We start from the raw sequence: 26,027 nt of genomic DNA, 5'->3' as shown, positions 1-26,027 counted from the left end.
GCGGTTGCTCACCTTCGGCGGTATGGTGGTGCTCCTGTCACCGAGAGGGGCGAACAAGCGATGAGTACGGCGGCCGAGACGACGGGCGGCGACATCGAGCCGTGGGAAGAGGTCACGCCCGACGCGGCCCGGCGGCTCCTGGTCGCCGCCGTGGAGGCGTTCGCCGAACGCGGGTACCACGCGACCACGACCCGCGACATCGCCGGACGGGCCGGCATGAGCCCGGCCGCGCTCTACATCCACTACAAGACCAAGGAAGAGCTGCTTCACCGCATCAGCCGCATCGGTCACACCCGGGCGGTGGCGATCCTGCGCTCCGCGGCGCAGGGCGAGGGCGGTGCGGCCGAACGGCTCGCCGACGCGGTGAGCTCCTTCGTCCGCTGGCACGCCGGGCGGCGTACGACCGCGCGGGTCGTGCAGTACGAGCTGGACGCCCTCGGTCCCGAGGCCCGGGAGGAGATCCTCACGCTCCGCCGGCAGTGCGACGCCGCGGTGCGCGGCATCATCGACGACGGCGTGGCGACGGGCGAGTTCGACGTGCCGGACGTCAAGGGCACGACGCTGGCCGTACTCTCCCTCTGCATCGACGTGGCCCGCTGGTTCAACGTGAACGGCCCCCGCACGCCCGACGAGGTCGGCGCGCTCTACGCCGACCTCGTACTGCGGATGGTGGGCGCCGAACCGTCCGGGGCGACGGCTCAGAGGTAGTAGCGCGAGACCGACTCGGCGACGCACACCGGCTTGTCGCCGCCCTCGCGCTCCACGGTGAAGGCCACGCTCACCTGGATACCGCCCTTGACGTCCTCGACCCCCGTGATCGTCGCCGTGGCGCGCAGGCGCGAGCCGACCGGGACGGGGGCGGGGAAGCGGACCTTGTTGGTGCCGTAGTTGACGCCCATCTTCACGCCGTCGACCTGGATCAGCTGCGGTCCGAAGAGCGGGAGCAGCGACAGGGTCAGATAGCCGTGCGCGATCGTGGTGCCGAACGGCCCGGCCGCCGCCTTCTCCGGGTCCACGTGGATCCACTGGTGGTCCCCGGTCGCCTCGGCGAACAGGTCGATGCGCTTCTGGTCGACCTCCACCCAGTCGGTGTGCCCCAGCTGCTCGCCCACCGCCGCCTTCACCTCGTCGGCGGACGCGAAGATCCTCGGCTCTGCCATGTCCCGGCCTCCCAAGTCGCACTGTTTGACTAAGCGACTGCTTAGCATGGTGGTCCCCGCGGCCCGTGTCAACGAGCCCGCCGGACGAGTGGCCAGGTCGGTAGGGTTCGAGGGGTGCCCCAGATTCCAGAGAAGATCCAAGAACTCACGGTCGGCCAGCTCGCCGCACGCAGCGGCGCCGCGGTTTCCGCCCTGCACTTCTACGAGTCCAAGGGCCTCATCCACAGCCGCCGGACCTCGGGCAATCAACGCCGCTTCAGTCGTGACACACTGCGCCGGGTCGCCTTCGTCCGCGCCTCGCAGCGGGTCGGCATCCCGCTGGCCACGATCCGCGAGGCACTCGCCGAGCTGCCGGAGGGGCGCACGCCCACCGAGGACGACTGGGCCCGGCTCTCCCAGTCCTGGCGCTCCGAACTGGACGAGCGCATCAAACAGCTCAACCGGCTGCGCGACCACCTCACCGACTGCATCGGCTGCGGCTGCCTGTCCCTGGAGACCTGTGTCCTGTCCAACCCCGACGACGCCTTCGGCGAACGCAGTGCGGGCTCCCGCCTGCTCGTGGAGCGCCGCGGTTCCACCGCCAAGGGTGCCGCGAGGCCGAGCCGTGCCCGGGAACCGGAAGTGCCGTGCTGCGGTGACTGACCGCGCGGTGCCCCGGACCCGGTCGTCAGCCGTCACCCCGGCGCGCCGCGGCCCACTCCCTCGTCCCCGCGGTCACCAGCTCGGCGTTGGCGGCGGCCCGGGCGCCGTCCGGCAGGCGCAGGGTGTCCTCCAGCCCGATCCGGGTCGCCAGGCCCAGCCGGCCGGCCAGGCGCAGCACCGGCCAGGCGCCGCCCTCCTCGCCGTGCAGCAGCACGGGGCGGCCGTGGGCCGCGCCGAGGCGGGCCAGCAGGGCGTGCGCGGAGTCCCGGGCGGTCGCCGGGTCGGGGTCGGTGACCTCCGCCAGCACCCGCAGCACCTTCGGCCCCAGGGGTGAGCGCAGGAACAGGGCCGCCCCGTCCGTGCCGGACCAGACGCCCGCCTCCACCGCGACCCCGCGTTCGAGCAGCGCGGCGGCGACCTCCTCGGCGCCCGGCTCGTGCCAGTTGACCGAGGCGTGGTCGGGCAGCACCGTCCAGCTCCGGATCCGCGCCACCCGGGCCGCCGGGCCGGGCTCGGCCCAGGCACCCGTCGTGACGCCGACCGGCACCGACGCCGGGACCCGCGCCCTGATCGCCTCCAGCGTCGCCGCGAGCACGCGCGGGGACAGCGTGTCCCGCCCGCACGGTGTCTTCGGGTGGACATGGACGTCGGTGGCTCCGGCGGCGACCGCTTCGGCCACCGAGTCGGCGACCGACTCCGGCGACAACGGCACCACCACGCCGTCGGCGCTCCCCCGCGCCCCGTTCGCACACAGCTGCACCATTCCCCCATGGTGCCGGGCGCCACCGACAACGCCCGCCGGACCCGGTGCCGTACCGGACACCGGGAGTGCGGCGTCCCCGGCGCACTCCCGCGGTCGGCTACGCCGACATCAGCAGCCGTCCCCGCCGGGCGTCCGCGCGCGCGTCGGGAGTGAGGACGGGCCGCGGCACCAGGATGCCGCAGTCCGAGCAGACGGGGCCCGTCGAGGGCTCGTGGTCAAGGTCGTACTTCCAGACGAGGCGCTCCCCGTCGCACACCGGGCACCCCGAGCCCGGCTCACGCTCCAGCGCGGAGATCAGCCGGCGCAGCACCTCGGCCAGCGGCCCGTCGGGATGGACCCGGGGGTCGTCGCACCAGGCCACTCCGAACCCGCCCCAGGTCAGCCGGTGCCAGTCGTCCACGCTGCCCGGCCTGCGCAGCCCGTCGTGCTTCTCCTTCCTGCGCCGCTCGGCGAAGGCGACCTCGTAGGCCAGCCACACCGAACGCGCCTCCTCCAGCTCCTCCAGTGCGGCCACGAGCCGCGCTGGGTCGGGGGAGCGGTCCTCGGGACCGAACCCGGCCCGGGAGCAGAGATGATCCCAGGTCGCCCTGTGCCCATAAGGGGCGAAACGCTCAAGGCACTTGCGCAGCGAATAGCGCCGCAACGCCAGGTCGCACCGTGGATCGCGGACCTGTCTCGCCAGACTTCGGAAACCGGCCATCGCCCTGCACCTCCGTCACACCTGCACCTGTACTCGGCTCACTTCGGCGTCGTCGTACGGACGTCGCCGAATAGACGTATCGACAACCGATTCGGCTCCATCCGATTTCCGATGCCCCCCATAAGCCGATCCACCCGCTCCAAAAAAGTGACGCATGTTCACCTTCCCACTCGGGGATACCGGCGGTAACGTCCCGCCACACCCCCGTCGGGAGGAGCTGCCATGCCACGGCGCACCCCACGCAACGCCCTCGACAGACTGAGAACTCCCCGCGGCTTCCACGGGTTCCTGAAGACCGCATCCGTATGCGCCCTCGTTGCCGGACTTTTGTCACCGCTTTCCCCGGCGATGGCCGCCGGGAACGAGACCGCCGAGGTCACAGCCGCCGAAGCGGCCCCCAACGACCACTGCGGCGGCCAGTGTTCCGACATCCTGCCGCCCGGCCAGAACGGCAACGCCACCCTCGCCCAGATCCTCCTCAACCAGGCCTTCGGCACCCAGCCCGCGCACGCCGAGGACCAGCTCGGCCCCTACGCGAACCTCGCCACCGGCTACTCCGGCCTCACCAACGACAAGATCAACACCTTCTTCAACGACGCCTCCTTCGGCGTCCCGGACGGCCAGGCCGCCTCCACCGTCCGCCCCGCGGGACGCGACGACGTGACCATCGTCCGCGACAAGAAGACCGGCGTGCCGCACATCACCGGCACCACCCGCTACGGCACCGAGTTCGGCGCCGGATACGCCGCGGCCCAGGACCGGCTGTGGCTCATGGACCTCTTCCGGCACGTCGGACGCGGCCAGTTGACCCCCTTCGCGGGCGGCGCCCCCGCCAACCAGGGCCTGGAGCAGCAGTTCTGGCGCAGCGCCCCCTACACCGAGGCCGACCTGGAGGCGCAGATCGAGAGCGCCGCCGCCAAGGCCGGGGAACGCGGCGAGCTGGCCCTGGCCGACGTGGACGCCTACGTCGCCGGCGTCAACGCCTACATCGACGCCTCCGACAAGGGCCGCTACTTCCCCGGCGAGTACGTCCTGACCGGCCACAAGGACGCCATCACCAACGCCGGCACCATCGAGCACTTCAAGCGCACCGACCTGATCGCGCTGGCCTCCGTCATCGGCTCCCTCTTCGGCGCCGGAGGCGGCGGCGAGGTCAACAACGCGCTCTCCCTGCTCGCCGCCCAGGAGAAGTACGGCGTCGCCGAGGGCACGAAGGTCTGGGAGTCCTTCCGCCAGCGCAACGACCCCGAGGCCGTCCTCACCCAGCAGGACGGCAGCTTCCCGTACCTGCCCACCCCGGACGACCCGCAGGGCCGCGCGCTCCCCGACGCCGGGTCGGTCGAGCCGGAACCGCTGGTGTACGACCGTACGGGCAGCGCCGGTGCCGCGGGTGCGACCGGGGCATCGGCCAAGGCGGCGGACACCGCCGTGACCTCGGCGCGGCGCGGCATGTCCAACGCCCTCGTCGTCAGCGGCGAGCACACCGCGAGCGGCCACCCGGTCGCCGTCTTCGGACCCCAGACCGGCTACTTCGCGCCGCAACTGCTCATGCTCCAGGAGATCCAGGGCCCCGGCATCAGCGCCCGCGGCGCCTCCTTCGCGGGCCTGAGCATGTACGTCGAACTCGGCCGGGGCCAGGACTACGCCTGGAGCGCGACCACTTCCGGCCAGGACATCATCGACACCTACGCGGTCGAGCTGTGCCAGGACGACTACCACTACCTCTACCGCGGCACCTGCACGCCCATGGAGAAGGTCGAGCGGCACAACGCCTGGAAGCCCACCGTCGCCGACTCCACGGCGGCCGGGTCCTACACGATGCGCGTCTGGCGCACCAAATACGGCCCCGTCGAGTCCCGGGCCACGGTCGGCGGCAAGAAGGTCGCCTACACCACCCTGCGCTCCTCCTACCTGCACGAGGCCGACTCCATCATCGGCTTCCAGATGCTGAACGACCCGGACTACCTCAACAGCCCCGAGCGCTTCCAGGGCGCGGTCCAGCACATCAACTACACCTTCAACTGGTTCTACGCCGACTCCGAGCACACCGCGTACTACAACAGCGGCGACAACCCGGTGCGCGCGGGCGGTGTCGACGCCGAGTTCCCGGTCTGGGCCCGGTCCGCCCACGAGTGGCAGGGCTGGGACCCGGCCGACAACACCGCCCGGTACACCGGCGCGTCCGCCCACCCGCAGTCGGTCGACCAGGACTACTACATCTCCTGGAACAACAAGCAGGCCAAGGACTACCCGGCCGCCTCCTGGGGCAACGGCTCGGTCCACCGCGGCAACCTCCTCGACGACCGGGTGAAGAAGCTGGTCGCCGACGGCGGCGTCACCCGCACCGCGCTGGTCAAGGCCATGGCCGAGGCGGCCCTCGCCGACCTGCGGGCCGAGGACGTCGTGCCCGGCCTGCTGAAGGTGGTCGAGTCCGCGCCGGTGACCGACCCGGCGGTGAAGTCGGCGGTGGACGGGCTGAAGGCGTGGCTGTCGGAGGGCGGCGGCCTGCGTACGGAGACCTCGGCGGGCTCGAAGGAGTACGCGCACGCCGACGCGATCCGCACCCTGGACGCCTGGTGGCCGCTGCTGGTGAAGGCCGAGTTCGAACCCGGCCTGGGCGCCGAGCTGTACACCGCCTTCACCCGCAACCTGCCCGTCGACGAGTCCCCGTCCGCCGCCCACGGCCCGACCGGCGCGCACGCCGGCAGCGCCTTCCAGTACGGCTGGTGGAGCTATGTCGACAAGGACATCCGGACCGTGCTCGGCGAGTCCGTCAAGGGCCCGCTCGCGCACACGTACTGCGGCGACGGCGACCTCGCCGCCTGCCGGGGCTCCCTGGTCTCCACCCTGAAGGAGGCGGCGGGCCGCACGGCCGCCCAGGTCTATCCCGGCGACGACAGCTGCTCGGCGGGGGACCAGTGGTGCGCCGACTCGGTGATCCACCGCACGCTCGGAGGCATCAAGCACGGCGGCATCGGCTGGCAGAACCGGCCGACCTACCAGCAGGTCGTGGAGTTCACCTCACACCGGTGACCGGCCGGCCCGCGGCTCACCTGTAGAGGAGGTACTGGCGGCGTGTCCTGCGGAACGCCGCCAGTTCCGCCTCCCAGCCGTGCACCACCTCGTCGGTGTCCGCGCCCGCGTCGATCATCGTGCGCACCCGCGTGGACCCGGTGAGCTTGTCGATCCAGTTGTCCGACCGCCAGGCGAAGCCGTCCCAGGTGCGCTTCGCCGTCACCAGGAGGGCGATTCCGGTGCGCACCGGGTCGAACGCGGCCCGGTCGTGCACGTGGAGCTGCACCCCGCCGACGGTCTTGCCCGCGAACTTGGAGAAGGTGGGCGCGAAGTACGCCTCCCTGAACCGCACACCCGGCAGCCCGACGTCGTTCGCGGCGGCGGCCCAGCTCCCGTCGACGCCCTCCGCGCCGAGCAGTTCGAACGGGCGGGTCGTGCCGCGGCCCTCGGAGAGGTTCGTGCCCTCGAACAGACAGGTCCCCGAGTACACCAGCGCGCACTCCGGCGTGGGCATGTTCGGGCTCGGCGGCACCCAGGGCAGCCCGGAGGCGTCGTAGAACTCCGATCGCTTCCAGCCCGTCATCGTCACCGTCTCCAGCGGCACCGGCGACGGGAGGAACTCGCCGTTGAAGAGCAGCGCCAGCTCGGCGACCGTCATGCCGTGCGCCTGCGCGATCGGCTGCCGCCCGACGAAGGTCGCGAACTCCTTGTGCAGGATGGGTCCGAGGGCCGCCCGCCCGGTCACCGGGTTCGGCCGGTCCAGGACCACGAACCGCTTCCCGGCGAGCGAGGCCGCCTCCATGCAGTCGAACAGCGTCCAGATGTACGTGTAGAAGCGTGCGCCCACGTCCTGGATGTCGAAGACGACGGTGTCCACGCCGGACGCCGTGAACACGTCCGCGAGCGGCTGCCCGCTCTTCAGGTACGTGTCGTAGACCGGCAGCCCGGTGGCGGGGTCGTCGTAACGGCCCTCGGAGCCGCCCGCCTGCGCCGTACCGCGGAAGCCGTGCTCGGGGCCGAAGACGGCGGTCAGGTCCACCCGGTCGTCGGCGTGCATGACGTCGACGATGTGGCGTACGTCCCGGGTGATGCCGGTCGGGTTGGTGACGACGCCGACCTTCTGCCCGTCGAGCCGGGCGTAGCCGTCGTCGGCGAGGCGCTCGAAGCCGGTGCGCAGCCGGCGGCCGCCGCCTTTGTGGCCCGCGGGTGCCGCGTGGGCCGTGCCCGCCGCCGTGGCGGCGGCGGTGCCGGCCGCCACCGCGGCCGTCGTGGCGAGCAGGTTCCGTCTGGACAGCGTCATGCGGTGACCTCCGTGATCGCGGCGGGTGTCATGCGCACGCACGCTAACCCGCACCCCCGGGCGCGGGGAATGGAGTAGACCGCGGTTCGCCTCTTCCGTACGACATACCGACTGGTTAGTCTGGCGCTGCGGCGGGGAACGAGCTGTGTCGCGTGTCGCGTGTCGAAGGAGACCGATGGTGGAAGCCGTGCAGGACGCCGGAGTCGTCGTCACCGGGGCGGGAGGCGGCATCGGAGCCGCGCTGGCCCGCCGATTCGCCGCCGAGGGGGCCCGGGTCGTCGTCAACGACCTGGACGCCGGCCGGGCGAAGGCCGTCGCCGACGAGATCGGCGGCATCGCCGTCCCCGGCGACGCCTCCGCGATCGTCGCCGAGGCCCGCGACGCGCTGGGCGGCAGGGTCGACGTGTACTGCGCCAACGCGGGCGTCGGCTCCGGCGGTTCACAGGCCGCGGGGGAGGCCGTCTGGGCGCTCGCCTGGGACGTCAACGTCATGGCCCACGTGCGGGCGGCCCACGAGCTGCTCCCCGACTGGCTGGAGCGCGGCAGCGGCCGCTTCGTCTCCACCGTGTCGGCCGCCGGACTGCTCACCATGATCGGCGCCGCCCCCTACAGCGTCACCAAGCACGGCGCCTATGCCTTCGCCGAGTGGCTGTCCCTGACCTACCGCCACCGCGGGATCAAGGTGCACGCCATATGTCCGCAAGGGGTGCGCACCGACATGCTCACCGCGAGCGGCAGCGCGGGTGAACTGGTGCTCCGGCCCACCGCGATCGAGCCGCAGGACGTCGCGGACGCCCTGTTCAAGGGCATCGAGGAGGACCGCTTCCTGATCCTGCCGCACCCCGAGGTGGCGCAGTACTACCAGGCGCGGGCCACCGAACCCGACCGCTGGCTGCACGGCATGAACCGGCTCCAGCGGCAGTGGGAGGAGACGACCGCCCGGTGACCCCCTCCCGGGTGCCCGCCGCGGTCCCGGCCGCCCTGCCCGACACGCCGGGGAGGACAAGTGGGAAGATCCTCCGTCGGGAACCGCGTTCCCACAGGCATCAGGACGGACACTGAACGCACTGGACGGACAGTGCGACGGAAAGGCAGGTGACGGCAGTGCCCAGGACCACGGACGGGGACGGCACTCCGGTGCCGCAGCGGCTCCTGGCCGCCGCCACCCGGCTCTTCGCCGAGCAGGGCTACGACCGCACCTCGGTACAGGAGATCGTCGAGGCGGCGGGCGTCACCAAGGGAGCGCTCTACCACTACTTCGGCTCCAAGGACGACCTCCTGCACGAGGTGTACGCGCGCGTGCTGCGCCTCCAGCAGGAACGCCTGGACGCCTTCGCGGACGCCGACGAGCCGGTCGAGAAGCGGGTGCGGGACGCGGCGGCCGACGTCGTCGTCACGACCATCGAGAACCTCGACGACGCGTCGATCTTCTTCCGCTCCATGCACCAGCTCAGCCCGGAGAAGAACAAGCAGGTGCGCGCGGAGCGCCGGCGCTACCACGAGCGCTTCCGCGCACTGATCGAGGAGGGGCAGCGGACCGGCGTCTTCACCAAGGAGACCCCGGCCGACCTGGTGGTGGACTACCACTTCGGGTCCATCCACCACCTGTCCACCTGGTACCGGCCCGACGGCCCGCTCAGTCCGCAGGAGGTCGCCGACCATCTCGCCGACCTGCTGCTGCGGGCTCTGCGGCCCTGAGGCGCCGCCTCACGGGTACTTCGAGGCGCCGCCTCACAGGTACTTCTTGAGTTCCCTGCGGGCCAGCGAGCGCTGGTGCACCTCGTCGGGGCCGTCGGCGATCATCAGCGTCCGCGCGCCCGCGTACAGCTCGGCCAGCGGGAAGTCCTGGCTCACGCCGCCCGCGCCGTGCAGCTGGATCGCCCGGTCGATGATGTCGACCACCGCGCGGGGCGTGGCGATCTTGATGGCCTGGATCTCGGTGTGCGCGCCCCGGTTGCCGACCGTGTCCATCAGCCAGGCCGTCTTCAGCACCAGCAGCCGCAGCTGCTCGACGGTGACCCGGGCGTCCGCGATCCAGTTGTGGATCACGCCCTGCCGGGCCAGCGCCTTGCCGAAGGCGTCGCGGGACACCGCGCGGCGGCACATCAGCTCGATCGCGCGCTCGGCCATGCCGATCAGCCGCATGCAGTGGTGGATCCGGCCGGGACCGAGCCGGGCCTGGGCGATGGCGAAGCCGCCGCCCTCCTCGCCGATCAGGTTCGACACCGGCACGCGCGCGTGGTCGAAGGTGACCTCCGCGTGGCCGCCGTGGTAGTGGTCCTCGTAGCCGAACACCTGCATGGCCCGGTCGACCGTCACCCCGGGCGTGTCGCGCGGGACCAGCACCATCGACTGCTGGCGGCGGACGTCCTCGCCGTCCGGGTCCGTCTTGCCCATCACGATGAAGATCTTGCAGTCCGGGTTCATCGCCCCGGAGATGTACCACTTGCGGCCCGTGACGACGTACTCGTCGCCGTCGCGTTCGATGTGCGTGGTGATGTTCGTGGCGTCGGAGGAGGCCACTTCCGGTTCGGTCATCGCGAACGCGGACCGGATCTCCCCGGCGAGCAGGGGCTCCAGCCACTGCTTCCGCTGCCCCTCGTCGCCGAACTGGGCCAGCACCTCCATGTTCCCGGTGTCCGGCGCCGCGCAGTTCGTCGCCGTCGGCGCCAGCTGCGGGCTGCGGCCGGTGATCTCGGCGAGCGGGGCGTACTGGAGGTTGGTGAGGCCCGCGCCGTGCTCGGCGTCGGGCAGGAACAGGTTCCACAGGCCCTGGCGGCGGGCCTCGGCCTTGAGGTCCTCCACGACCTGCGGGGTGTCCCAGGGGGAGGCCAGTCGGGCGCGCTGCTCGTGGGCGGTCTGTTCGGCCGGGTAGACGTACTCGTCCATGAAGGCGAGCAGCCGGGCGCGGAGTTCCTCGGTGTGTGCGTCGTACGCGAAGTCCATGGCGGGTCAGCCCTTCTGGAGGGTGGTCAGGCCGTGCTCGATGAAGACGGGGACGAGGTCGCCGATGCGGTCGAAGCCGCGGCCGACCGTCTGGCCCAGCGTGTAGCGGTAGTGGATGCCCTCCAGGATCACGGCGAGCTTGAACCACGCGAACGCCGTGTACCAGGCGACCGTGGAGACGTCGCGTCCCGAGCGGGCGGCGTACCGCTCGATCAGCTCGGCGGGGGCGGGGTGGCCGGGGGCCTGGGCGGTGGTGGAGACGGGGGAGTCGGGCATGCCGAGCGGGCTGCTGTACATCACCAGCAGGCCGAGGTCGGTCAGCGGGTCGCCGAGGGTGGACATCTCCCAGTCGAGGATCGCCCGGATCTCGTCGGCCTCGCCGCCGATCAGGACGTTGTCCAGGCGGTAGTCGCCGTGGACGACGGTCGGGGCGGGGGAGCGGGGCAGTTCCCGGCCGAGGGTGGCGTGCAGCTCGTCGATGCCGGCCAGGTCGCGGTTGCGGGAGGCGTCGAGCTGCTTGGCCCAGCGGCGGAGCTGGCGGTCCAGGAAGCCGTCGGGGCGGCCGAAGTCCGCGAGGCCCACCTCGGCGGGGTCCACGGCGTGCAGCCCGACCAGTGTGTCGACGAGGTTCAGTACGGCGGCGCGGGTGCGCTCGGGGCCGAGGGGGGCGAGCTGTTCGGCGGTGCGGTACGGGGTACCGTCCACGAACTCCATCACGTAGAACGGCGCTCCCAGCACCTCCTCGTCCTCGCACAGGAGTACCGGGCGCGGCACGGGCACGTCGGTCGGGTGCAGGGCGCTGATGACGCGGTGCTCGCGCCGCATGTCGTGCGCGGTGGCCAGGACGTGGCCGAGCGGGGGGCGGCGCACGACCCAGCGGGCGGTGCCGTCGGTGACGGCGTAGGTGAGGTTCGACCGTCCGCCCTCGATCAGCCGGCCGGACAGCGGGCCGGTCACCAGGCCGGGCCGCTCGCGGTCGAGCAGGACGCGCAAGCGGTCGAGATCGAGTCCGGGCGGGTGGTCGGGGCTCATCGGCTCTCCCTGGGACAGGTGAACGGTACCCGACACATGATGCCGACCGGTCGGTATGCCGTCCAGTGGGTGGGTGGAACGTGATCGGTGTTACGGGGGGATGCGGTGCGGACCTCGTGCCTTCAGAGGACGAGGAACGCCCCGCAGACGGCGAGGGCGAGTGTGCACAGGGCCGCCGCGGCGGCGTGCGGCGGGGGGAGGGACGGGGGTCTGGTGGCCGAGGCGAGGGTGCGGATGCGGCCGTGGGCGAGCAGGAGGAAGGCCAGCCAGAGGACGCAGCACAGGGAGACGGCGAGCACCGAGAGGGCCGTCGGCCCGCCGTGCAGCGCGGTCTTCGCGGCGAGCACGGCGACGACCGTGCCGGACAGGGTGGTGCGGCGCCAGGCGAGCCGGGTGCGCTCGGGCTGGAGGCCGGGGTCGCGGTCGGGGGGTGCCGGGTCGGCTCCGCTCACGCTCAGACCTCCCAGCCGACGAGGACGACGACGACCATGACGACGGCGACCACGGCGACGACCAGGCTGAGCAGCGCCGGGAAACGGGAGACGGGGAGGTCCTCGCCCCGGCGCATGGCGCGTTCGCAGCGCGCCCAGTGGTTCACCGCGCGCAGCGAGCACAGCACGCCCGCGGCGAGCAGTGCGAGCGCGAGGCCGACCCGCCAGCCCCAGCGCAGGTCGGGCAGGAACTGATCGACCGCGAACCCGCCGCCGATCAGGGCGAGGGCGGTACGCAGCCAGGCCAGGAACGTCCGCTCGTTGGCCAGCGAGAACCGGTAGTCGGGGGTGGTTCCCTCCCGCCGCACCTCCGCGGGCACGAACCACAGCCGAACGCTCCGCACGAATCCGATCACTCGGGGACCCTATCCGGCACCCACCGCGAGAGCCTGCGGCGGCCTGCGCGCAGCGGCACCCCGCTACGCCGGGTCACGCGAACCCCCGCCAAGCCCGCAGCCGCGCATACGCCGACAGTCCGTCCGGCACGAACTCCCACTCCCCGAGCCGTCCCTCCAACTCCGCCTCCGGCAGGAACCCGTGCCACGCCACCTCCTCCTCCTGCGGAGACACCGCCCCCGCCACCCGCACCTCGTACACCGCCGACCACCACGTCCGCCCGGCCCCGTCGTCGTACAGGAACCTGAACAGGAACTCCGGGCGCGGCAGTCCGCTCACCCCCAGTTCCTCCTCCGCCTCCCGCAGCGCCGCGTCGTCGTAGGACTCGCCCGCGCCGACCACCCCGCCGACGAACATGTCGTACAGCGCGGGAAACACCAGCTTCGTCGCCGTGCGGCGGTGGACGAAGACCCGCCCCTCGGGGTCCCGGGCCCACACGAACACGCACCGGTGCCGCAGCCCCTGCGCGTACGCGTCGCCCCGCCGGGCCTGGCCGACGACGCGGTCGTTCTCGTCGACGATGTCGAGGATCTCGTCAGCAGAGCTCATGCGCCCATCCAAGCAGCAGGCGCCGCACGCCTCAGCTCCGCTCCAGCGCCCGTTCGCGCCCGCTCTCGCCCGTGCCCTGCGGCATCGCCGGGTGCAGGCCCAGCAGGACGATGCCCGCCACGACCGCCGCGAGGCCGCCCGCCTGCCAGGCGAGTGCCCCGGCGTCGGTGTGCAGCCGGTCGCCGAGGAAGCCCACCCCGCAGGCGATGCCCGCGAGCGGCTGCGCCGCCGTCAGCGCGGGCAGCGACCTGCGCAGGGGCGCCGTCTCGAAGGCGCTCTGGACCAGGACCAGGCCGGTGATCCCGAGCACCGCCACGGCGTACGGCTGCCAGCCCGTCAGCACTTCGGCGAGGCCGCCCGCCGAGAAGCGCCGGCCGCTGACCCGGGTCAGCGCGTCCTGCACCCCGTACACCAGGCCGGCGGCCAGTGCCAGGAGGGTCGGGCCCCAGGTCAGCCGCAGGCGGGCGGCGCACAGGGTGAGCAGGAGGGCCAGGCCCAGCATGACGCCGACGATCAGCCAGTGCCGCAACGGGTCGGTCACCGCACTGCCCCCGCGCGGCTCGCCCGCCAGGATGAACGCGCTCACCCCGCCCGCGAGCAGCGCCAGACCGCTCCAGCCCTGGCGGCCCAGCGGTTGCCGGGTCTGGATGCGGGAGAGGGCGAGGGCGAAGAGGAGGTTCGTCGCCAGGAGGGGTTCGACGAGGGTCAGTTCGCCGCCGCCCAGCGCGATCGCACCGAGGACCAGACCGGCCACCATCAGGCCCATGCCGGCCAGCCAGCGCGGCACCCGTACGAGGTCGAGCAGCAGGCGCGGCGAGAGGAAGTCGCCCAGCGGGGCGCGCTGGGCCGCGTTCTGCTGGAGGACGAATCCGAAACCCAGACAGCATGCGGCGCACAGGGCGAGGACCAGGACGAGAACCGACACGCTGCGTACCTCGATCGTCAGTCGGGTCACGGGGGCGTCGGGGACGACTCTAGTGCGGGCGGGCGGTGGTTGCCGGACGAGTGGCGCATTCGGGGGCGGGGCGGCGGCGGGTGTCCGGGGTCGCGGCAATGGGGTGGCGAAGGGGCAAGTTCCTCTGTTGTCACGCGAGTTTACGCGTGTAACAGGCTGATTCCTCTTGACGTCAAGCATTGGCTGCCGGTTTGCTGTGCGTGATCAGTTCATGGCAATCCGGTCATGACAGTCCGGCTACGACGACCTACCGCGTCGCGTGAGGAAGTTTCCCGCGGTGTCCCCACCCCCGCCTCCCCTCGGCCGCGGCCGCAAACGCGCGGCCCAGGCCTTCGACGAGGCCCTCGACGACGCCGAACTCGTCGCCGCCCGCGCGGCGTTGGCCCAGGGGCGGTGGCAGTCCGTCCGCTCCCTGCTGGTCCACACGGGTGACGACTGGGACCGCCGGGGCCACCGGGTGGCCGTACTCGCCAAGGAGTCCCACTGCGCCCCCTGGGCCCGCGAGTGGCTGCTCGCCGAGCCCGACTCCGGCGACGCGTCGGTCCTGCTCGCCCACGCCCTGGTGCACCGGGCCCTGCGGGGGAAGGAGAAGCCGGACCGGGTCCGCGAGGCCTGCCGGGCCGCTGCCGCCCTCGTGCCGGACGACCCCACGCCCTGGCTCGGGCTCCTCGTGCTGGAACGCTCCCTGGGCGCCGACGAGGACGTCATCCGGGTCTTCGACGAGGTGCGCGGACGGTACGCCGACCACCACCACGCCCACCACCTGATGGTGGCCCGGCTCGCCGAACGCGACCGCGACGGCGGCCCCGACCCGTTGCACGAGGTGTACGACTTCGCCAACTGGGCCGCCGAGCAGGCGCCCGCCGACTCCCCGCTGGCCATCCTCCCGGTCGTCGCGCACGCCGAGCGCTACCGCGTGCTGGCCGCCGCGGGCCACGAGTCCCCGGACCCGCGGGCCTCGGGGCACTGGGTCGGCCGGCGCGCCCGGCTGGTGATGAAGGCGGCCTTCGACTGGTGGCTGGAGTGGGAGCAGGACGGCCACCCGCGCCGGCTGATCGATCTCAACTTCCTCGCCCACGCCAAGTCCTGCGAGGGCCGCGGCGCCGAGGCGGCCGCCCTGTTCCACCGCATCGGCGAGCACGCCACGCCGGCCCCGTGGTCGTACCCGGACCGCGACCCGCTCTCCGCCTTCCGGGCCGCCCGCGCGGGCGCGCTCGGCACGGCCTGACCGGCCCCGAAGACCCGACGCACACCACCCCACACGAAGGCCACACGAGAGAAGGACGTCCTGCGATGACCACGGGCAGTTCGAGCACGAGCAGATCCGCGAGCGGTGGCGCCATCAGCACCTTCAAGGGCGAGGAGCGCGCGCTGCGCGCCGACCGGCTGGGCACGGGAGGGCTGCTCCTGTCCGTGCTCGCCGCCACCGCCCCGCTGATGGTGGTCGCGGGCGTCATGCCCACCACCTTCGCGGTCATGGGCATCGTCGGGCAGCCACTGCTCTTCGTGGTGCTGGGCGTGGTGCTGATCCTGTTCAGCATCGGGTACGCCGAGATGAGCCGGCACGTCCACAACGCGGGTGCCTTCTACGCCTACATCTCCCGCGGACTCGGCGGCACCGCGGGCGCGGGTGCGGCCCTGGTGGCGCTGGTCGCGTACAACGCCCTCCAGGTCGGCATCTACGGCATCTTCGGCTTCGAGGTTTCCGGCCTGCTGGCCACCTACGCGGACCTGGACGTGGCCTGGTGGATCCCGGCCCTGCTGGCGGTGCTCGCCGTCGGCGCGCTGGGCTGGCTGAAGATCGACGTCAACGCGCGCGTCCTGGGCGTGCTGCTGCTCATCGAGGTCGTGCTGGTGGTGGTGTTCGACATCGCCGCCGTCACCGACCCGGGGGCCCAGGGGCTGTCGCTGCACGCCTTCAACCCGGACACCCTCAGCGGCGCCGGGGTCGGCACCGCGCTCTGCTTCTGCATCGCCGCCTTCCTCGGCTTCGAGCAGGCGCCCGTGTACGCCGAGGAGACCAGCCGGCCCCACGTGCTCGTTCCGCGTGTCATGTTCCTGGCGGTCGGCGGGGTGGCCGTCTTCTTCGCGCTCAGCAGCTGGGCCCTGACCGTGGCCACCGGCCCCGACAAGATCGTCGGCACCGCGCAGGAGCAGAGCGCCGGACTGCTGTTCTTCCTGACCGAGTCACGGCTCGGCGACACCTTCACCGACGTGCTGCACGTCCTGTTCGTCACCGGGATGTTCGCCGCGCTGCTGAGTTTCCACAACGTCGTCGCCCGGTACGCGTTCGCCATGGGGCGCGAGGGGCTGCTGCCCGCCGCCTTCGGGCGGACCAGCGGTACCAGCGGCGCGCCCGGCACCGGCTCGCTGCTGCAGACCGCCGTGTCCGCGGTCGTCGTCATCGGCTTCGCGATCGCCGACGACAAGCCGAACGGCGACCCGACCGAGCCCGTACTGCACCTGTTCACCTGGGGCGGCAACATCGGGGCCCTGGGCGTGATCGTGCTGATGGCCGCCGCCTCGTTCTCCGTCGTGGCCTTCTTCGTCCGGCGCGGCGCCGCCGGGGCCCAGGGCGTACGCCTGGTCACCTCCACCCTGGCGGGCATCGCCCTGCTGGTGATCGCCGGGTACACGGTCAAGGACTTCGACGTCCTCGTCGGCGCGGGACCCGGCTCCGCCCTGAGCTGGGTGCTGCCCGGCATCATCGGCCTGGCCGCCGTCGCCGGCGTGGTGCAGGGCCTCGTCCTGCGCTCCCGGGCGCCCGAACGGCACGCCCGCATCGGTCAGGGCAACGAGGCGTTCCAGCTGGACAAGGCCGCGTCCTCCTGACGCGGACGCGTGCGGGGCGCGTTCCGACTCAGACGGCGGCCGCGGCCGCGCCGAAGTCCAGCAGCACCTTGCAGGACCGGCTCCGGTCCGCGGCCAGCTCGAACGCCGACGCCGCGTCCCGCACCGGCACCACCGCGCTGACCAGCGCGTCGAAGGCGGGCTCGGCCGCGAGCAGGCGCAGCGCGTCGTCGAACTCGCCGTCGAAGCGGAACGCCCCGCGCAGCTCGACCTCCCGGCTCACCAGCAGGTTCCCGGCGAAGGGACTCTGCCCCGGGGGCAGCATGCCGAGCTGGACGACCACACCGCCGCGCCGCACCAGCCGCAGGCAGGTGTCGAGGCCCGCGGCCACCCCGGAGGCCTCGACGGCGGTGTCCACTTCCACCGGCCAACCGGGGTCGTCCGGGTCGTCGGCCCGGACGAGGGTGTCGGCGCCGGCGGCCCGCGCGTACTCCAGGGCCGCGGGCAGCAGGTCCGTCACGGTCACGTGGGCCGCGCCCGCCGCCTTCGCCGCCGCGACCACCAGGCAGCCGATCGGCCCGGCGCCGGTGACCAGCACGTGCCGGCCGGCCGGATCACCGGCCCGGCGTACGGCGTGCAGCGCGACGGACAGCGGCTCGGCGAGGGCGGCGCGGCGCGCGTCGAGCCCGGCCGGGAGCGGGCGCAGCTGTCCGGCGGGGACCACGATCCGCGCCGCGAAGCCGCCCTGGACGTGCGGGAAGCGGGCCGCGCTGCCCAGGTAGCGGGTGTCCCGGCAGACATTGCGCCGCCCGTCCACGCACTCCGGGCACACCCCGCACGGGGTCGCCGGGTGCACGGCGACGGACGTCCCGGCCGCCGGACCCGGCGTGTCCGGGGAGCCGTATGCCACGACCGTCCCGACCACCTCGTGGCCGAGCAGCATCGGCTCCCGCAGATGGAAGTCGCCGACCCCGCCGTGCCGCCAGTAGTGCAGGTCGGAGCCGCACACCCCGCCGTAGCGGACGGCGACCAGCGCCTCGCCCGGGCCCGGGCGGGGGGCGGGCACGTCCTCGACCCGCAGGTCGCCCGCACCGTGGATCACACAGCCCGGCACGAATTCCTCCGCAGCCCTCTCCCCGGCGCTCACAGCACGCTCGTCATTCCGCCGTCGACGTACAGGATCTGTCCGCCGACGAAGTCCGCGGCCGGCGAGGCGAGGAACAGCAGCCCGCCCACCAGGTCCTCGGTACGGCCCCAGCGGCCCGCCGGAGTGCGGCCGCGCACCCAGGTGCTGAACTTCTCGTCCTCGACCAGCGGCCGGGTCAGCTCGGTCTCGATGTAACCGGGGCCGAGACCGTTGACCTGGACGCCGTAGGGGCCCCAGTCGGCGCACATGCCCTTGGTGAGCATCTTCAGCGCGCCCTTGGTGGCCGCGTAGGGCGCGATGCCCGGGCGGACCACCTCGCTCTGCAGCGAGCAGATGTTCACGATCTTGCCGTGGCCGCGTTCCGTCATCCGGCGCGCGGCCTCCCGGCCCACCAGGAAGGCGCTGGTGAGATTGGTGTCCAGGATGCGGTGCCAGTCCGCGTCCGCGAACTCCAGGAGGGGCGCCCGCAGCTGCATCCCGGCGTTGTTGACCAGGATGTCGAGCGGGCCCACCCGCTCCTCCACCTCGGCGATCCCGGCGGTCACGGACGGACCGTCGGTCACGTCGAACACCGCCGTGTGGACCTCGCCGGGCAGTCCGGCGGCGGCCTTCGCCAGGCGGTCGCCGTCGCGTCCGTTGAGGATCACCCGGCAGCCGGCCTCCGCGAGGCCCCGGGCCAGCGCCAGCCCGATGCCGCGGCTGGAGCCGGTCACCAGGGCGGTGCGCCCGCCGATGTCGAAGAGGGGGTGGGCCGTCATCGTCGTACTCCTGTTCCTGCTGTTCCTGTCGGCTGGTGCGTGGTGCGGCTATATGACCAGGGACAACAGCAGGACCAGGGCACCGGCGACCACCGAGATGATCGTCTCCATGACGGACCAGGTCTTGACGGTCTGGCCCACGTTCAGCCCGAAGTACTCCTTCACCAGCCAGAAGCCGGCGTCGTTGACGTGACTGAAGAAGAGCGAACCGGCGCCGATGGCCAGCACCAGCAGCGCGGAGTGCGTGGTCGACATGTCGGCCGCCAGCGGCGCGACCAGACCGGCCGCCGAGACGGTCGCCACCGTCGCCGAACCGGTCGCCAGCCGGATCACCACGGCGATCAGCCAGGCCAGCAGCAGTGCCGGGATCGACCAGTCCTTGGAGATCTCCAGGATCATCTGGCCCACGCCGGAGTCGATCAGCGTCTGCTTGAAGCCGCCGCCCGCGCCGACGATCAGGAGGATGCCGGCGATGGGCGCCAGCCCCTTCTCGACCAGGCCCGAGAGGCGGTCCTTGCCGAACCCGGCGGGCCGCAGCAGCGTGAAGATGCCGACGATCACGGACACCAGCAGGGCGATCAGCGGGTTGCCGATGACGTCGAAGGTGCGCTGCACCCCGTTCTCGGGGTCGTCGATGATGATGTCGACCAGGGCCTTGAGCAGCATCAGCACGACCGGCAGCAGGATCGTGGCCAGGGTGGCCCCGAAGCCGGGGCGCTTGTCCAGCTGCTCGGAGGCGCGCTGCGGGATCATGCGGTCGGGGGCCGGGACGTCCACCCAGCGGGCGGCGTACTTCGAGAACACCGGACCGGCGATGATCACGGTGGGGATCGCGATCAGCACGCCCAGCGCCAGGGTCACACCGAGGTTGGCGTCCACCGCGTCGATGGCGACCAGCGGACCGGGGTGCGGCGGGACCAGGCCGTGCATCACGGACAGACCGGCCAGCGCCGGGATGCCGATCCGCATCAGCGAGTAGTTGCCGCGCTTGGCGACCATCAGGACGACCGGGATCAGCAGGACGATGCCGACCTCGAAGAACAGCGGCAGCCCGATGACGGAGGCGATCAGCACCATCATCCACGGCATCGAACGAGGCGTGGCCTTGGCGAGGATGGTGTCCACGATCTGGTCGGCGCCGCCGGAGTCGGCGAGCATCTTGCCGAGGATCGCGCCGAGGGCGATCAGTACGCCGACGCCCGCGACGGTGGAGCCGAGCCCGGCGGTGAAGCTGGTGATGACCTTGTCCAGCGGCGCACCGGCGAAGGCGCCGAGCGCCAGCGACCCGATGGTCAGCGACAGGAAGGCATGCAGCTTGAACTTGGTGATGAGCAGGACGATGACGGCGATGCCCAGGAGCACGGCGATGCCGAGCTGGGCGTGGCCCGCCGAGGTGATCGGCTCGACGGGGTCCGCTGCCAGCATCTCGACGCTGAGTCTGGTCACGGTGGTTCCCTTGCGGTGATGGGGATTCGGGGGAGTTCGGGGCCGTGCGCGCGGCGAGCGGCACGATCCCGGGGGAGGTGGGTGCGGCGGGCTACTGCACCGGCTCGGGAAGATCCTTCAGGGCGTCGATCGCCCGTTCGGTGATCTCCTCGGGGGTACCGGCGACGTCCACCGCGACGCCCGCCTCGTCCGGCTGCAGTGGCTGGAGCGTGGCGAACTGGGAGTCGAGCAGGGCCGTCGGCATGAAGTGGCCCTGCCGGTGCGACATCCGGTCCTCGATCAGCTCACGGCTGCCCGTGAGATGCACGAAGACGACACCGGGAGCGGCGGCCCGCAGCCGGTCGCGGTACGACCGCTTCAGCGCGGAACTGCTCACCACCCCACCGAGCCCGGCACGCCCGTGCGCCCAGCCGCCGATGGCGTCCAGCCAGGGCCAGCGGTCCTCGTCGGTGAGCGGGGTGCCGGCCGTCATCTTGGCGATGTTGGCCGGAGGGTGGAAGTCGTCGCCCTCGGCGTAGGGAACGCCGAGCCGGGCCGCGAGCAGGGGACCGATGGTGGTCTTCCCGGTGCCCGCTACGCCCATGACCACGACCACGTGGGGGATGTGCAGTTGCTGCATCGCACTCTCGCTGTCTGCTGTCTTCGTCGACACCTGATGTCGACGTAACTGAAACCCATTAGGTACGACGACTTCAAGAGTCTGTGACATATAAGTCTGACTTTTTATTCCGGTGACGCGCCCCGTACGCTGAGTGCATGAGCACACCGGGCCGGGGGCTGCACGGCCGCGTACTGGACACCCTCGGCCCCGCGATCACCGCGGGCGAATACCCTGCGGGCAGCGTGCTGCGCACGGACGAACTCGCGCAGAGCTTCGAGGTCTCGCGCTCCGTGATGCGGGAAGCGGTCCGGGTGCTGGAGTCCATGCACCTCGTCGAGTCGCGCCGCCGCGTCGGCGTCACCGTCCTGCCCGAGTGCGAGTGGAACGTCTACGACCCGCAGGTCATCCGCTGGCGCCTGGCCGGCTCCGAACGCCCCCGGCAGCTGCGCTCCCTGACCGTGCTGAGGTCGGCCGTCGAACCGGTCGCGGCCGGCCTCGCCGCACGGCACGCCACGGCGGAGCAGTGCGCCGAGCTGACCGAGTGCGCGCTCGGCATGGTCGCCAACTCGCGCGGTCACCGGCTCGAGGAGTACCTCTTCCACGACGTGGCCTTCCACCGCGTCGTCCTCACCGCCTCCGGCAACGAGATGTTCGCCCGGCTCGGCGGCGTCGTCGCCGAGGTCCTGGCCGGGCGCACCCATCACGACGTGATGTTCGAGGACCCCGACCCGGCCGCCGTCACCCTGCACGTCCAGGTCGCCGAGGCGGTCCGCGCCCGCGACGCCGAGCGCGCGGAACGGCTCACCCGGGAGATCACCGAGGGGGCCCTCCAGGAGCTGGACATCCTGGCGCCGTAGAGAGCCGTAGAGAGCCGTAGAGAGCCGTAGAGAGCCGTAGAGAGCCGTGGCGCGCCGGGGGTGTCAGTCGAGGAACTCGCCGTCCACGTACACCCACGCCCCGTCCACCCGCTCGAAGCGGCTCCGCTCGTGCAGCGAGCCGCCGCGGTAGGACGCCCGGAACGTCACGGTGCCGGTGGTGTGGAAGGCGGAGCCGTCGGCGGTGTCCAGGATCTCCAGCCCGGTCCACCGCATGCCCGGATCGAGGTCCAGCCGCGCGGGCCGCGTACGCGGGTGCCAGGTGCGCCGCAGATAGCCCGCGTCCAGGCGCACGAAAGCGCTGTAGCGCGAGCGCATCAGGGCCTCGGCGGTCGGGGCGGCGGCGGTCCCGGCGTGGAAACGGCCGCAGCACTTCTCGTACGGCTCGGACCGCCCGCAGGGGCAGGGAGGGGTGGGCATGGCGACCACTGTAGAGGAGAAACGGTGCGAGAAAAGCAGAAAACCCCTGCTCAGCAGGGGTTTCAGCTGGTGTCCGAGGGGGGACTTGAACCCCCACGCCCGATAAAGGGCACTAGCACCTCAAGCTAGCGCGTCTGCCATTCCGCCACCCGGACAAGGTGTCTGTCGTGCGGGTTTCTCCCCGCGGCGACGACGTAAACATTACCAGGCTTTCCGGGGTGGCCGATCACCCCCTTCTTGGGTCCGGACGGCTCGGGGAGGAGGATGAGGGGGACCCACCAGCAGTGACAGCGGGAGGAACCACGTGAGCGACTCGGGTACGGGCACGGGCACGGCCAGGACCGTCACCGGCGAGGACGAGGTCGTCGACCTCTGCCGCGAGCTGATCCGGATCGACACCAGCAACTACGGCGACCACTCGGGGCCGGGCGAGCGCAAGGCCGCCGAGTACGTCGCGGAGAAGCTCGCCGAGGTGGGGCTGGAACCGAAGATCTTCGAGTCCCACCCCGGCCGCGCCTCCACGGTGGCCCGGATCGAGGGCGAGGACCCGTCCCGGCCCGCGCTGCTCATCCACGGCCACACCGACGTCGTCCCGGCCAACGCGGACGACTGGACCCACCACCCCTTCTCCGGGGAGGTGGCCGACGGGTGCGTGTGGGGGCGCGGTGCCGTCGACATGAAGGACATGGACGCGATGACCCTCGCGGTCGTCCGCGACCGGCTGCGCAGCGGGCGCAAGCCCCCGCGGGACATCGTGCTGGCGTTCCTCGCCGACGAGGAGGCCGGCGGCACCTACGGCGCCCGGCACCTCGTGGACAACCACCCCGACCTGTTCGAGGGCGTCACCGAGGCGATCAGCGAGGTGGGCGGCTTCTCCTTCACCGTGAACGAGCAGCGCCGCCTGTATCTGATCCAGACGGCCGAGAAGGGCATCCACTGGATGAAGCTGACCGTGGCCGGTACGGCAGGGCACGGTTCGATGATCCACCGCGACAACGCCATCACCGAGCTGTCCGAGGCCGTCGCGCGTCTGGGCCGGCACCAGTTCCCGGTCCGCGTCACCAAGACCACCCGGGCCTTCCTCGACGAACTCGGCGACGCGCTCGGCACCGATCTCGACCCGGAGAACATGGAGGGCACGCTCGCCAAGCTCGGCGGCATCGCCAAGCTCATCGGCGCCACCCTGAGCAACACCGCCAACCCGACCCAGCTGGGCGCGGGTTACAAGGTCAACGTCATCCCCGGCGAGGCCACCGCGCACATCGACGGGCGCTACCTGCCCGGGTACGAGGAGGAGTTCCTCGCCGACGTCGACCGGATCCTCGGACCGCTCGTGCGGCGCGAGGACGTGCACGCCAACAAGGCCGTCGAGACGACCTTCGACGGAGCGCTGGTCGACGCGATGCAGTCAGCCCTGGTGGCCGAGGACCCGGCCGCGAAGGCGATCCCCTACATGCTCTCCGGCGGCACGGACGCCAAGTCCTTCGACGAACTCGGCATCCGGGGCTTCGGCTTCGCGCCGCTCAAGCTGCCGCCGGAGCTGGACTTCGCGGGCATGTTCCACGGTGTGGACGAGCGGGTGCCGGTCGAGGGACTCCAGTTCGGTGTGCGGGTGCTCGACCGGTTCATCGACGCGTCCTGAATTCGTCCGTGCGTGCGGGAAGTGACCGGGGCGAGTGAATGCGCTCATAAGCTCGTAGCCTCATTACTCCCTCCTCGTTACAGGTGATGCGATCGGCAATTTTGGGATCGCGTTTGCCAACTAGGAGGAACAATGCTCAAGAAGGTCGTCGCCGCCGCGGCAGCCACCGGTGGTCTGGTTCTCGCGGGCGCGGGCATGGCCGTCGCCGACTCCGGTGCGCAGGGTGCCGCCGTGCACTCGCCCGGCGTCCTTTCCGGCAACGTCGTTCAGGTTCCCGTGCACGTGCCGGTGAACGTCTGCGGCAACACGATCTCCGTGATCGGTCTGCTCAACCCCGCCTTCGGCAACGTCTGCATCAACAAGTGACGTTGTGCCTCGCCCCGTGAGGATCTGATTCCGCCGGCCCCGGAGTGCACGCCATGCGCTCCGGGGCCGACGGCCTTTTGGGGGACATTCGAGGCAGGGGGGAGACGGCAGCGCCGGAATTCCGGCACTCTCGGCATTCTCGGTACCACGGGACCAGGACAAGGCAGGGATTCAGGAAATGCGACAGGCTACCCGCAAGGGCCTGATGACGATGGCGGCGGCCACCGGCGTGATCGCCGCCGCGGGCGGCACCGCCCACGCGGACTCGGGTGCGCACGGCTCGAGTTCGGGTTCGCCCGGCGTGCTGTCGGGCAACACGGTGCAGGCCCCGGTGCACGTGCCGGTGAACGTCTGCGGCAACACGGTGGACGTGGTCGGCGCCCTCAACCCGGCGATGGGCAACGCGTGCGCCAACCAGGGCGGCGGAGCCGCCTCCGGCGGACACGGAGACCAGGGCGGATACGGCGACTCCGGGGGCGAGGGCGGCTCCCACGGCGGGGGCTCCCACGCGGGCGGTCACGCCACGGACTCACCGGGCGTCGGCTCCGGCAACCACGTCGAGGTGCCGATCGACGTGCCGGTGAACGTCTGCGGCAACAGCATCGACGTGGTCGGCGCCCTCAACCCGGCTTTCGGCAACGACTGCGGCAACGGGGGCGGGGACCACTCGACGCCCCCCGGCGACCACGAAACGCCTCCCGGAGAGCCGCACAACCCCGGTAGTCCCGACACGCCGGACAAGCCTTCCGAGCCGGACGACGAGACGCCGGGCGACTCCACGGACGGCAACCGGCCGGGCGCCCAGACCGTCGACCAGCCCCGCGGCGACGTGGCGCTCGCCGAGACCGGCAGCGACCTGCCGCTGGGCCTCGCCCTGCCGGTGGGCGCCGGCGCGCTGCTCGCGGGCACGGTGCTCTACCGCAAGGCGCGCGCCTCGGCGTGAGACGGGCGCGGTGGCGCACGCGGCGGGCTCCGCACCGGCGGGGCCCGCCGCGGGTACGCCTCCGTCACCAGGTGGCGCGCACCTGGCGGATGATCCGCCGCCGCAACCGCACCTTGCGGCTGCCGTCGCGCAGGAGCGTCAGGCGGTACAACTCCCAGTGTCCGTACTCGGCATGGTCCGTCAGCTGACGTGCCGCCTCCTTGCGGGTGACCCCGCGCGGTAGGTACACATCGACAAATTCGTATTCCGGCATCGAATCTATTGTGCGGGCTGGGGCCCGGTACGGATAGCGTCTGCACTATGTCTGATGCTGCGCAGCCCACCGCTGCCGAGGTACGCGCCGCCGCCGAGGCGGTCAAGACCGCGCTCGACCGCCACCTTGCCGCGGTCGAACGCCGGTCGGGAGAAGAAGACCCGGCCGTCTACGACGCGTTCAACGAGCTGGCCGCGGCCGCGGAGGCGTACGACGAACTGCTCTACGACCGGTACGACGAGGTCACTCCCTTCGAGATCCCCGGGGAGGACACGCTGCCGCCGTACACGGGCCCCGAGGAACCCAGTGCGCTGAGTGTCCTGATCCGCCGCGACTACGCCGTGGCCGAGCCGCAGCGGCTGATGGCCCAGGCCCGGCGGGTCGAGGCGGCGGACGAGGAAGCGCCGGACGTCGAGGCCTCGGGCACCGTGCACGGAGCCCTCGGCCTCCTCTTCGGCGAGTTCGAGCCGGACGAGATCGCCTCCCGGCACAAGGAGTTCGGGCTGGAGGAGGGCGACTCCACGCTCTGGGTGACGGCCGCGGACGAGAGCGCCGACCCCGGCGAGTGGCTGGAGGCCCCGTTCGAGGAGGTCGACCCGGAGCGGGTGGTCTGCCGATTCGACGTCAGCACGGTCTTCGACGAGGAGTTCGACGACGACATCGAGGACGACGAGGACGACGAGGACATCGAAGACGGCGAGGACGGCGACGACGAGGACGGCGACGCCGGACTGACGGAGCTGGACGGAGACCTCGACACCGATCTCGACTCGGATCTGGACGAGGACGACGAACCGGCCCGCCTGGAGGCGGACCGCTGAGAAGCGTGGCCGCCCG

The 26,027-nt window shown here is 72.0% G+C and carries 28 protein-coding genes and 1 tRNA gene; 12 read left to right on the top strand and 17 right to left on the bottom strand.

Annotation, left to right across the window (positions count from 1 at the left end):
- Positions 1-60: 60 nt before the first annotated feature.
- Positions 61-708 (top strand): TetR/AcrR family transcriptional regulator, encoded by a 648-nt coding sequence (locus ACH4D3_RS23640; RefSeq protein ID WP_398325071.1) that lies wholly within the window; start codon positions 61-63, stop codon positions 706-708.
- Here the strand turns inward: ACH4D3_RS23640 and ACH4D3_RS23635 are convergent.
- Positions 699-1,160 carry a MaoC family dehydratase gene (locus ACH4D3_RS23635; protein WP_398325068.1) on the bottom strand — a complete coding sequence of 154 codons (462 nt, stop codon included), beginning with the start codon at positions 1,158-1,160 and terminating at the stop codon, positions 699-701. The genes ACH4D3_RS23640 and ACH4D3_RS23635 overlap by 10 nt on opposite strands.
- A gap of 114 nt (positions 1,161-1,274) precedes the next feature.
- Here ACH4D3_RS23635 and soxR point away from each other — a divergent pair, with 114 nt between their 5' ends.
- A complete protein-coding gene (gene soxR, locus ACH4D3_RS23630) occupies positions 1,275-1,802 on the top strand; it encodes a redox-sensitive transcriptional activator SoxR (RefSeq protein WP_398325065.1) in 528 nt (175 codons plus the stop codon).
- Between the two features lie 25 nt (positions 1,803-1,827).
- Here soxR and ACH4D3_RS23625 read toward each other — a convergent pair whose 3' ends face one another.
- Both ACH4D3_RS23625 and ACH4D3_RS23620 read right to left on the bottom strand, forming a co-directional pair.
- Complete coding sequence (locus ACH4D3_RS23625; RefSeq protein ID WP_398325062.1) at positions 1,828-2,565, bottom strand: 3-keto-5-aminohexanoate cleavage protein; 738 nt, start codon at positions 2,563-2,565, stop codon at positions 1,828-1,830.
- A gap of 97 nt (positions 2,566-2,662) precedes the next feature.
- A complete protein-coding gene (locus tag ACH4D3_RS23620) occupies positions 2,663-3,265 on the bottom strand; it encodes a hypothetical protein (RefSeq protein ID WP_398325059.1) in 603 nt (200 codons plus the stop codon).
- 222 nt (positions 3,266-3,487) lie between these two features.
- Here ACH4D3_RS23620 and ACH4D3_RS23615 point away from each other — a divergent pair, with 222 nt between their 5' ends.
- Positions 3,488-6,298: a penicillin acylase family protein gene (locus ACH4D3_RS23615; RefSeq protein ID WP_398325056.1), complete on the top strand. Its 2,811-nt coding sequence runs from the start codon at positions 3,488-3,490 to the stop codon at positions 6,296-6,298.
- A 16-nt stretch (positions 6,299-6,314) separates the two neighbouring features.
- Here ACH4D3_RS23615 and ACH4D3_RS23610 read toward each other — a convergent pair whose 3' ends face one another.
- On the bottom strand, positions 6,315-7,580 hold the full coding sequence (locus tag ACH4D3_RS23610; protein WP_398325053.1) for an exo-beta-N-acetylmuramidase NamZ domain-containing protein: 1,266 nt from the start codon (positions 7,578-7,580) through the stop codon (positions 6,315-6,317).
- 175 nt (positions 7,581-7,755) lie between these two features.
- On the opposite strand from ACH4D3_RS23610, the gene ACH4D3_RS23605 reads away from it, so the two are divergent.
- Positions 7,756-8,526, top strand: a complete 771-nt coding sequence (locus ACH4D3_RS23605) for an SDR family oxidoreductase (protein WP_398325050.1) — start codon at positions 7,756-7,758, stop codon at positions 8,524-8,526.
- Between the two features lie 158 nt (positions 8,527-8,684).
- The gene (locus tag ACH4D3_RS23600; RefSeq protein WP_102930292.1) at positions 8,685-9,278 is read left to right on the top strand and encodes a TetR/AcrR family transcriptional regulator; all 594 of its coding nucleotides are present in this window, start codon (positions 8,685-8,687) and stop codon (positions 9,276-9,278) included.
- 33 nt (positions 9,279-9,311) lie between these two features.
- On the opposite strand, the gene ACH4D3_RS23595 is transcribed toward ACH4D3_RS23600, so the two are convergent.
- The 6 genes from ACH4D3_RS23595 to ACH4D3_RS23570 all read right to left on the bottom strand — a co-directional run bounded on the left by ACH4D3_RS23595 (position 9,312) and on the right by ACH4D3_RS23570 (position 13,919).
- Complete coding sequence (locus tag ACH4D3_RS23595; RefSeq protein WP_398325042.1) at positions 9,312-10,526, bottom strand: acyl-CoA dehydrogenase; 1,215 nt, start codon at positions 10,524-10,526, stop codon at positions 9,312-9,314.
- A gap of 6 nt (positions 10,527-10,532) precedes the next feature.
- On the bottom strand, positions 10,533-11,558 hold the full coding sequence (locus ACH4D3_RS23590) for a phosphotransferase family protein (protein WP_398325039.1): 1,026 nt from the start codon (positions 11,556-11,558) through the stop codon (positions 10,533-10,535).
- 122 nt (positions 11,559-11,680) lie between these two features.
- A complete protein-coding gene (locus tag ACH4D3_RS23585; protein ID WP_398325343.1) occupies positions 11,681-12,016 on the bottom strand; it encodes a DUF202 domain-containing protein in 336 nt (111 codons plus the stop codon).
- Positions 12,013-12,405 carry a YidH family protein gene (locus ACH4D3_RS23580; protein ID WP_109033625.1) on the bottom strand — a complete coding sequence of 131 codons (393 nt, stop codon included), beginning with the start codon at positions 12,403-12,405 and terminating at the stop codon, positions 12,013-12,015. Before ACH4D3_RS23580 ends, ACH4D3_RS23585 begins: the two co-directional genes overlap by 4 nt.
- 73 nt (positions 12,406-12,478) lie before the next feature.
- Positions 12,479-12,994: an NUDIX hydrolase gene (locus ACH4D3_RS23575; RefSeq protein ID WP_398325036.1), complete on the bottom strand. Its 516-nt coding sequence runs from the start codon at positions 12,992-12,994 to the stop codon at positions 12,479-12,481.
- Positions 12,995-13,025: 31 nt separating this feature from the next.
- On the bottom strand, positions 13,026-13,919 hold the full coding sequence (locus ACH4D3_RS23570) for a DMT family transporter (RefSeq protein ID WP_398325340.1): 894 nt from the start codon (positions 13,917-13,919) through the stop codon (positions 13,026-13,028).
- A gap of 307 nt (positions 13,920-14,226) precedes the next feature.
- On the opposite strand from ACH4D3_RS23570, the gene ACH4D3_RS23565 reads away from it, so the two are divergent.
- Positions 14,227-15,177, top strand: a complete 951-nt coding sequence (locus ACH4D3_RS23565; RefSeq protein ID WP_398325033.1) for a hypothetical protein — start codon at positions 14,227-14,229, stop codon at positions 15,175-15,177.
- Positions 15,178-15,242: 65 nt separating this feature from the next.
- On the top strand, positions 15,243-16,781 hold the full coding sequence (locus ACH4D3_RS23560; protein ID WP_398325030.1) for an APC family permease: 1,539 nt from the start codon (positions 15,243-15,245) through the stop codon (positions 16,779-16,781).
- A 28-nt stretch (positions 16,782-16,809) separates the two neighbouring features.
- On the opposite strand, the gene ACH4D3_RS23555 is transcribed toward ACH4D3_RS23560, so the two are convergent.
- The 4 genes from ACH4D3_RS23555 to ACH4D3_RS23540 all read right to left on the bottom strand — a co-directional run bounded on the left by ACH4D3_RS23555 (position 16,810) and on the right by ACH4D3_RS23540 (position 20,709).
- Entirely contained in the window at positions 16,810-17,886 is a 1,077-nt protein-coding gene (locus ACH4D3_RS23555) for an L-idonate 5-dehydrogenase (RefSeq protein ID WP_398325027.1), read from the bottom strand.
- Positions 17,883-18,644: an SDR family oxidoreductase gene (locus tag ACH4D3_RS23550; RefSeq protein ID WP_356868253.1), complete on the bottom strand. Its 762-nt coding sequence runs from the start codon at positions 18,642-18,644 to the stop codon at positions 17,883-17,885. The genes ACH4D3_RS23555 and ACH4D3_RS23550 overlap by 4 nt, the downstream gene beginning before the upstream one ends.
- Before the next feature lie 48 nt (positions 18,645-18,692).
- Positions 18,693-20,090, bottom strand: a complete 1,398-nt coding sequence (locus tag ACH4D3_RS23545; RefSeq protein ID WP_398325025.1) for a GntP family permease — start codon at positions 20,088-20,090, stop codon at positions 18,693-18,695.
- 91 nt (positions 20,091-20,181) lie between these two features.
- A complete protein-coding gene (locus tag ACH4D3_RS23540; RefSeq protein WP_398325023.1) occupies positions 20,182-20,709 on the bottom strand; it encodes a gluconokinase in 528 nt (175 codons plus the stop codon).
- Between the two features lie 137 nt (positions 20,710-20,846).
- Here ACH4D3_RS23540 and ACH4D3_RS23535 point away from each other — a divergent pair, with 137 nt between their 5' ends.
- Positions 20,847-21,548, top strand: a complete 702-nt coding sequence (locus tag ACH4D3_RS23535) for a FadR/GntR family transcriptional regulator (protein WP_398325021.1) — start codon at positions 20,847-20,849, stop codon at positions 21,546-21,548.
- A 63-nt stretch (positions 21,549-21,611) separates the two neighbouring features.
- On the opposite strand, the gene ACH4D3_RS23530 is transcribed toward ACH4D3_RS23535, so the two are convergent.
- Both ACH4D3_RS23530 and ACH4D3_RS23525 read right to left on the bottom strand, forming a co-directional pair.
- The gene (locus ACH4D3_RS23530) at positions 21,612-21,986 is read right to left on the bottom strand and encodes a YchJ family protein (protein WP_398325019.1); all 375 of its coding nucleotides are present in this window, start codon (positions 21,984-21,986) and stop codon (positions 21,612-21,614) included.
- A gap of 67 nt (positions 21,987-22,053) precedes the next feature.
- Positions 22,054-22,141: transfer RNA gene (locus ACH4D3_RS23525), tRNA-Leu, on the bottom strand.
- Positions 22,142-22,290: 149 nt separating this feature from the next.
- Here ACH4D3_RS23525 and ACH4D3_RS23520 point away from each other — a divergent pair.
- From ACH4D3_RS23520 to chpC, 3 genes are all read left to right on the top strand, one after another.
- Positions 22,291-23,628, top strand: coding sequence for a M20/M25/M40 family metallo-hydrolase (locus ACH4D3_RS23520; RefSeq protein WP_398325016.1), 1,338 nt, complete (start codon positions 22,291-22,293; stop codon positions 23,626-23,628).
- A 132-nt stretch (positions 23,629-23,760) separates the two neighbouring features.
- The gene (gene chpH / locus ACH4D3_RS23515; RefSeq protein ID WP_003977150.1) at positions 23,761-23,994 is read left to right on the top strand and encodes a chaplin ChpH; all 234 of its coding nucleotides are present in this window, start codon (positions 23,761-23,763) and stop codon (positions 23,992-23,994) included.
- Positions 23,995-24,172: 178 nt separating this feature from the next.
- Complete coding sequence (gene chpC, locus ACH4D3_RS23510; protein WP_398325013.1) at positions 24,173-24,937, top strand: LAXTG-anchored chaplin ChpC; 765 nt, start codon at positions 24,173-24,175, stop codon at positions 24,935-24,937.
- 64 nt (positions 24,938-25,001) lie between these two features.
- On the opposite strand, the gene ACH4D3_RS23505 is transcribed toward chpC, so the two are convergent.
- Positions 25,002-25,190: a DUF5703 family protein gene (locus tag ACH4D3_RS23505; protein ID WP_003977152.1), complete on the bottom strand. Its 189-nt coding sequence runs from the start codon at positions 25,188-25,190 to the stop codon at positions 25,002-25,004.
- Between the two features lie 47 nt (positions 25,191-25,237).
- On the opposite strand from ACH4D3_RS23505, the gene ACH4D3_RS23500 reads away from it, so the two are divergent.
- Positions 25,238-26,011 (top strand): hypothetical protein, encoded by a 774-nt coding sequence (locus ACH4D3_RS23500; RefSeq protein WP_398325011.1) that lies wholly within the window; start codon positions 25,238-25,240, stop codon positions 26,009-26,011.
- Positions 26,012-26,027 lie beyond the last annotated feature (16 nt).

Origin of the sequence: Streptomyces sp. NPDC018026 (assembly GCF_044327745.1) — a bacterium.
Classification (GTDB): Bacteria; Actinomycetota; Actinomycetes; order Streptomycetales; family Streptomycetaceae; genus Streptomyces; species Streptomyces rubrogriseus.
Note: the sequence above shows the minus strand (reverse complement) of the source record. Positions and strands in the feature narration are given on the sequence as shown.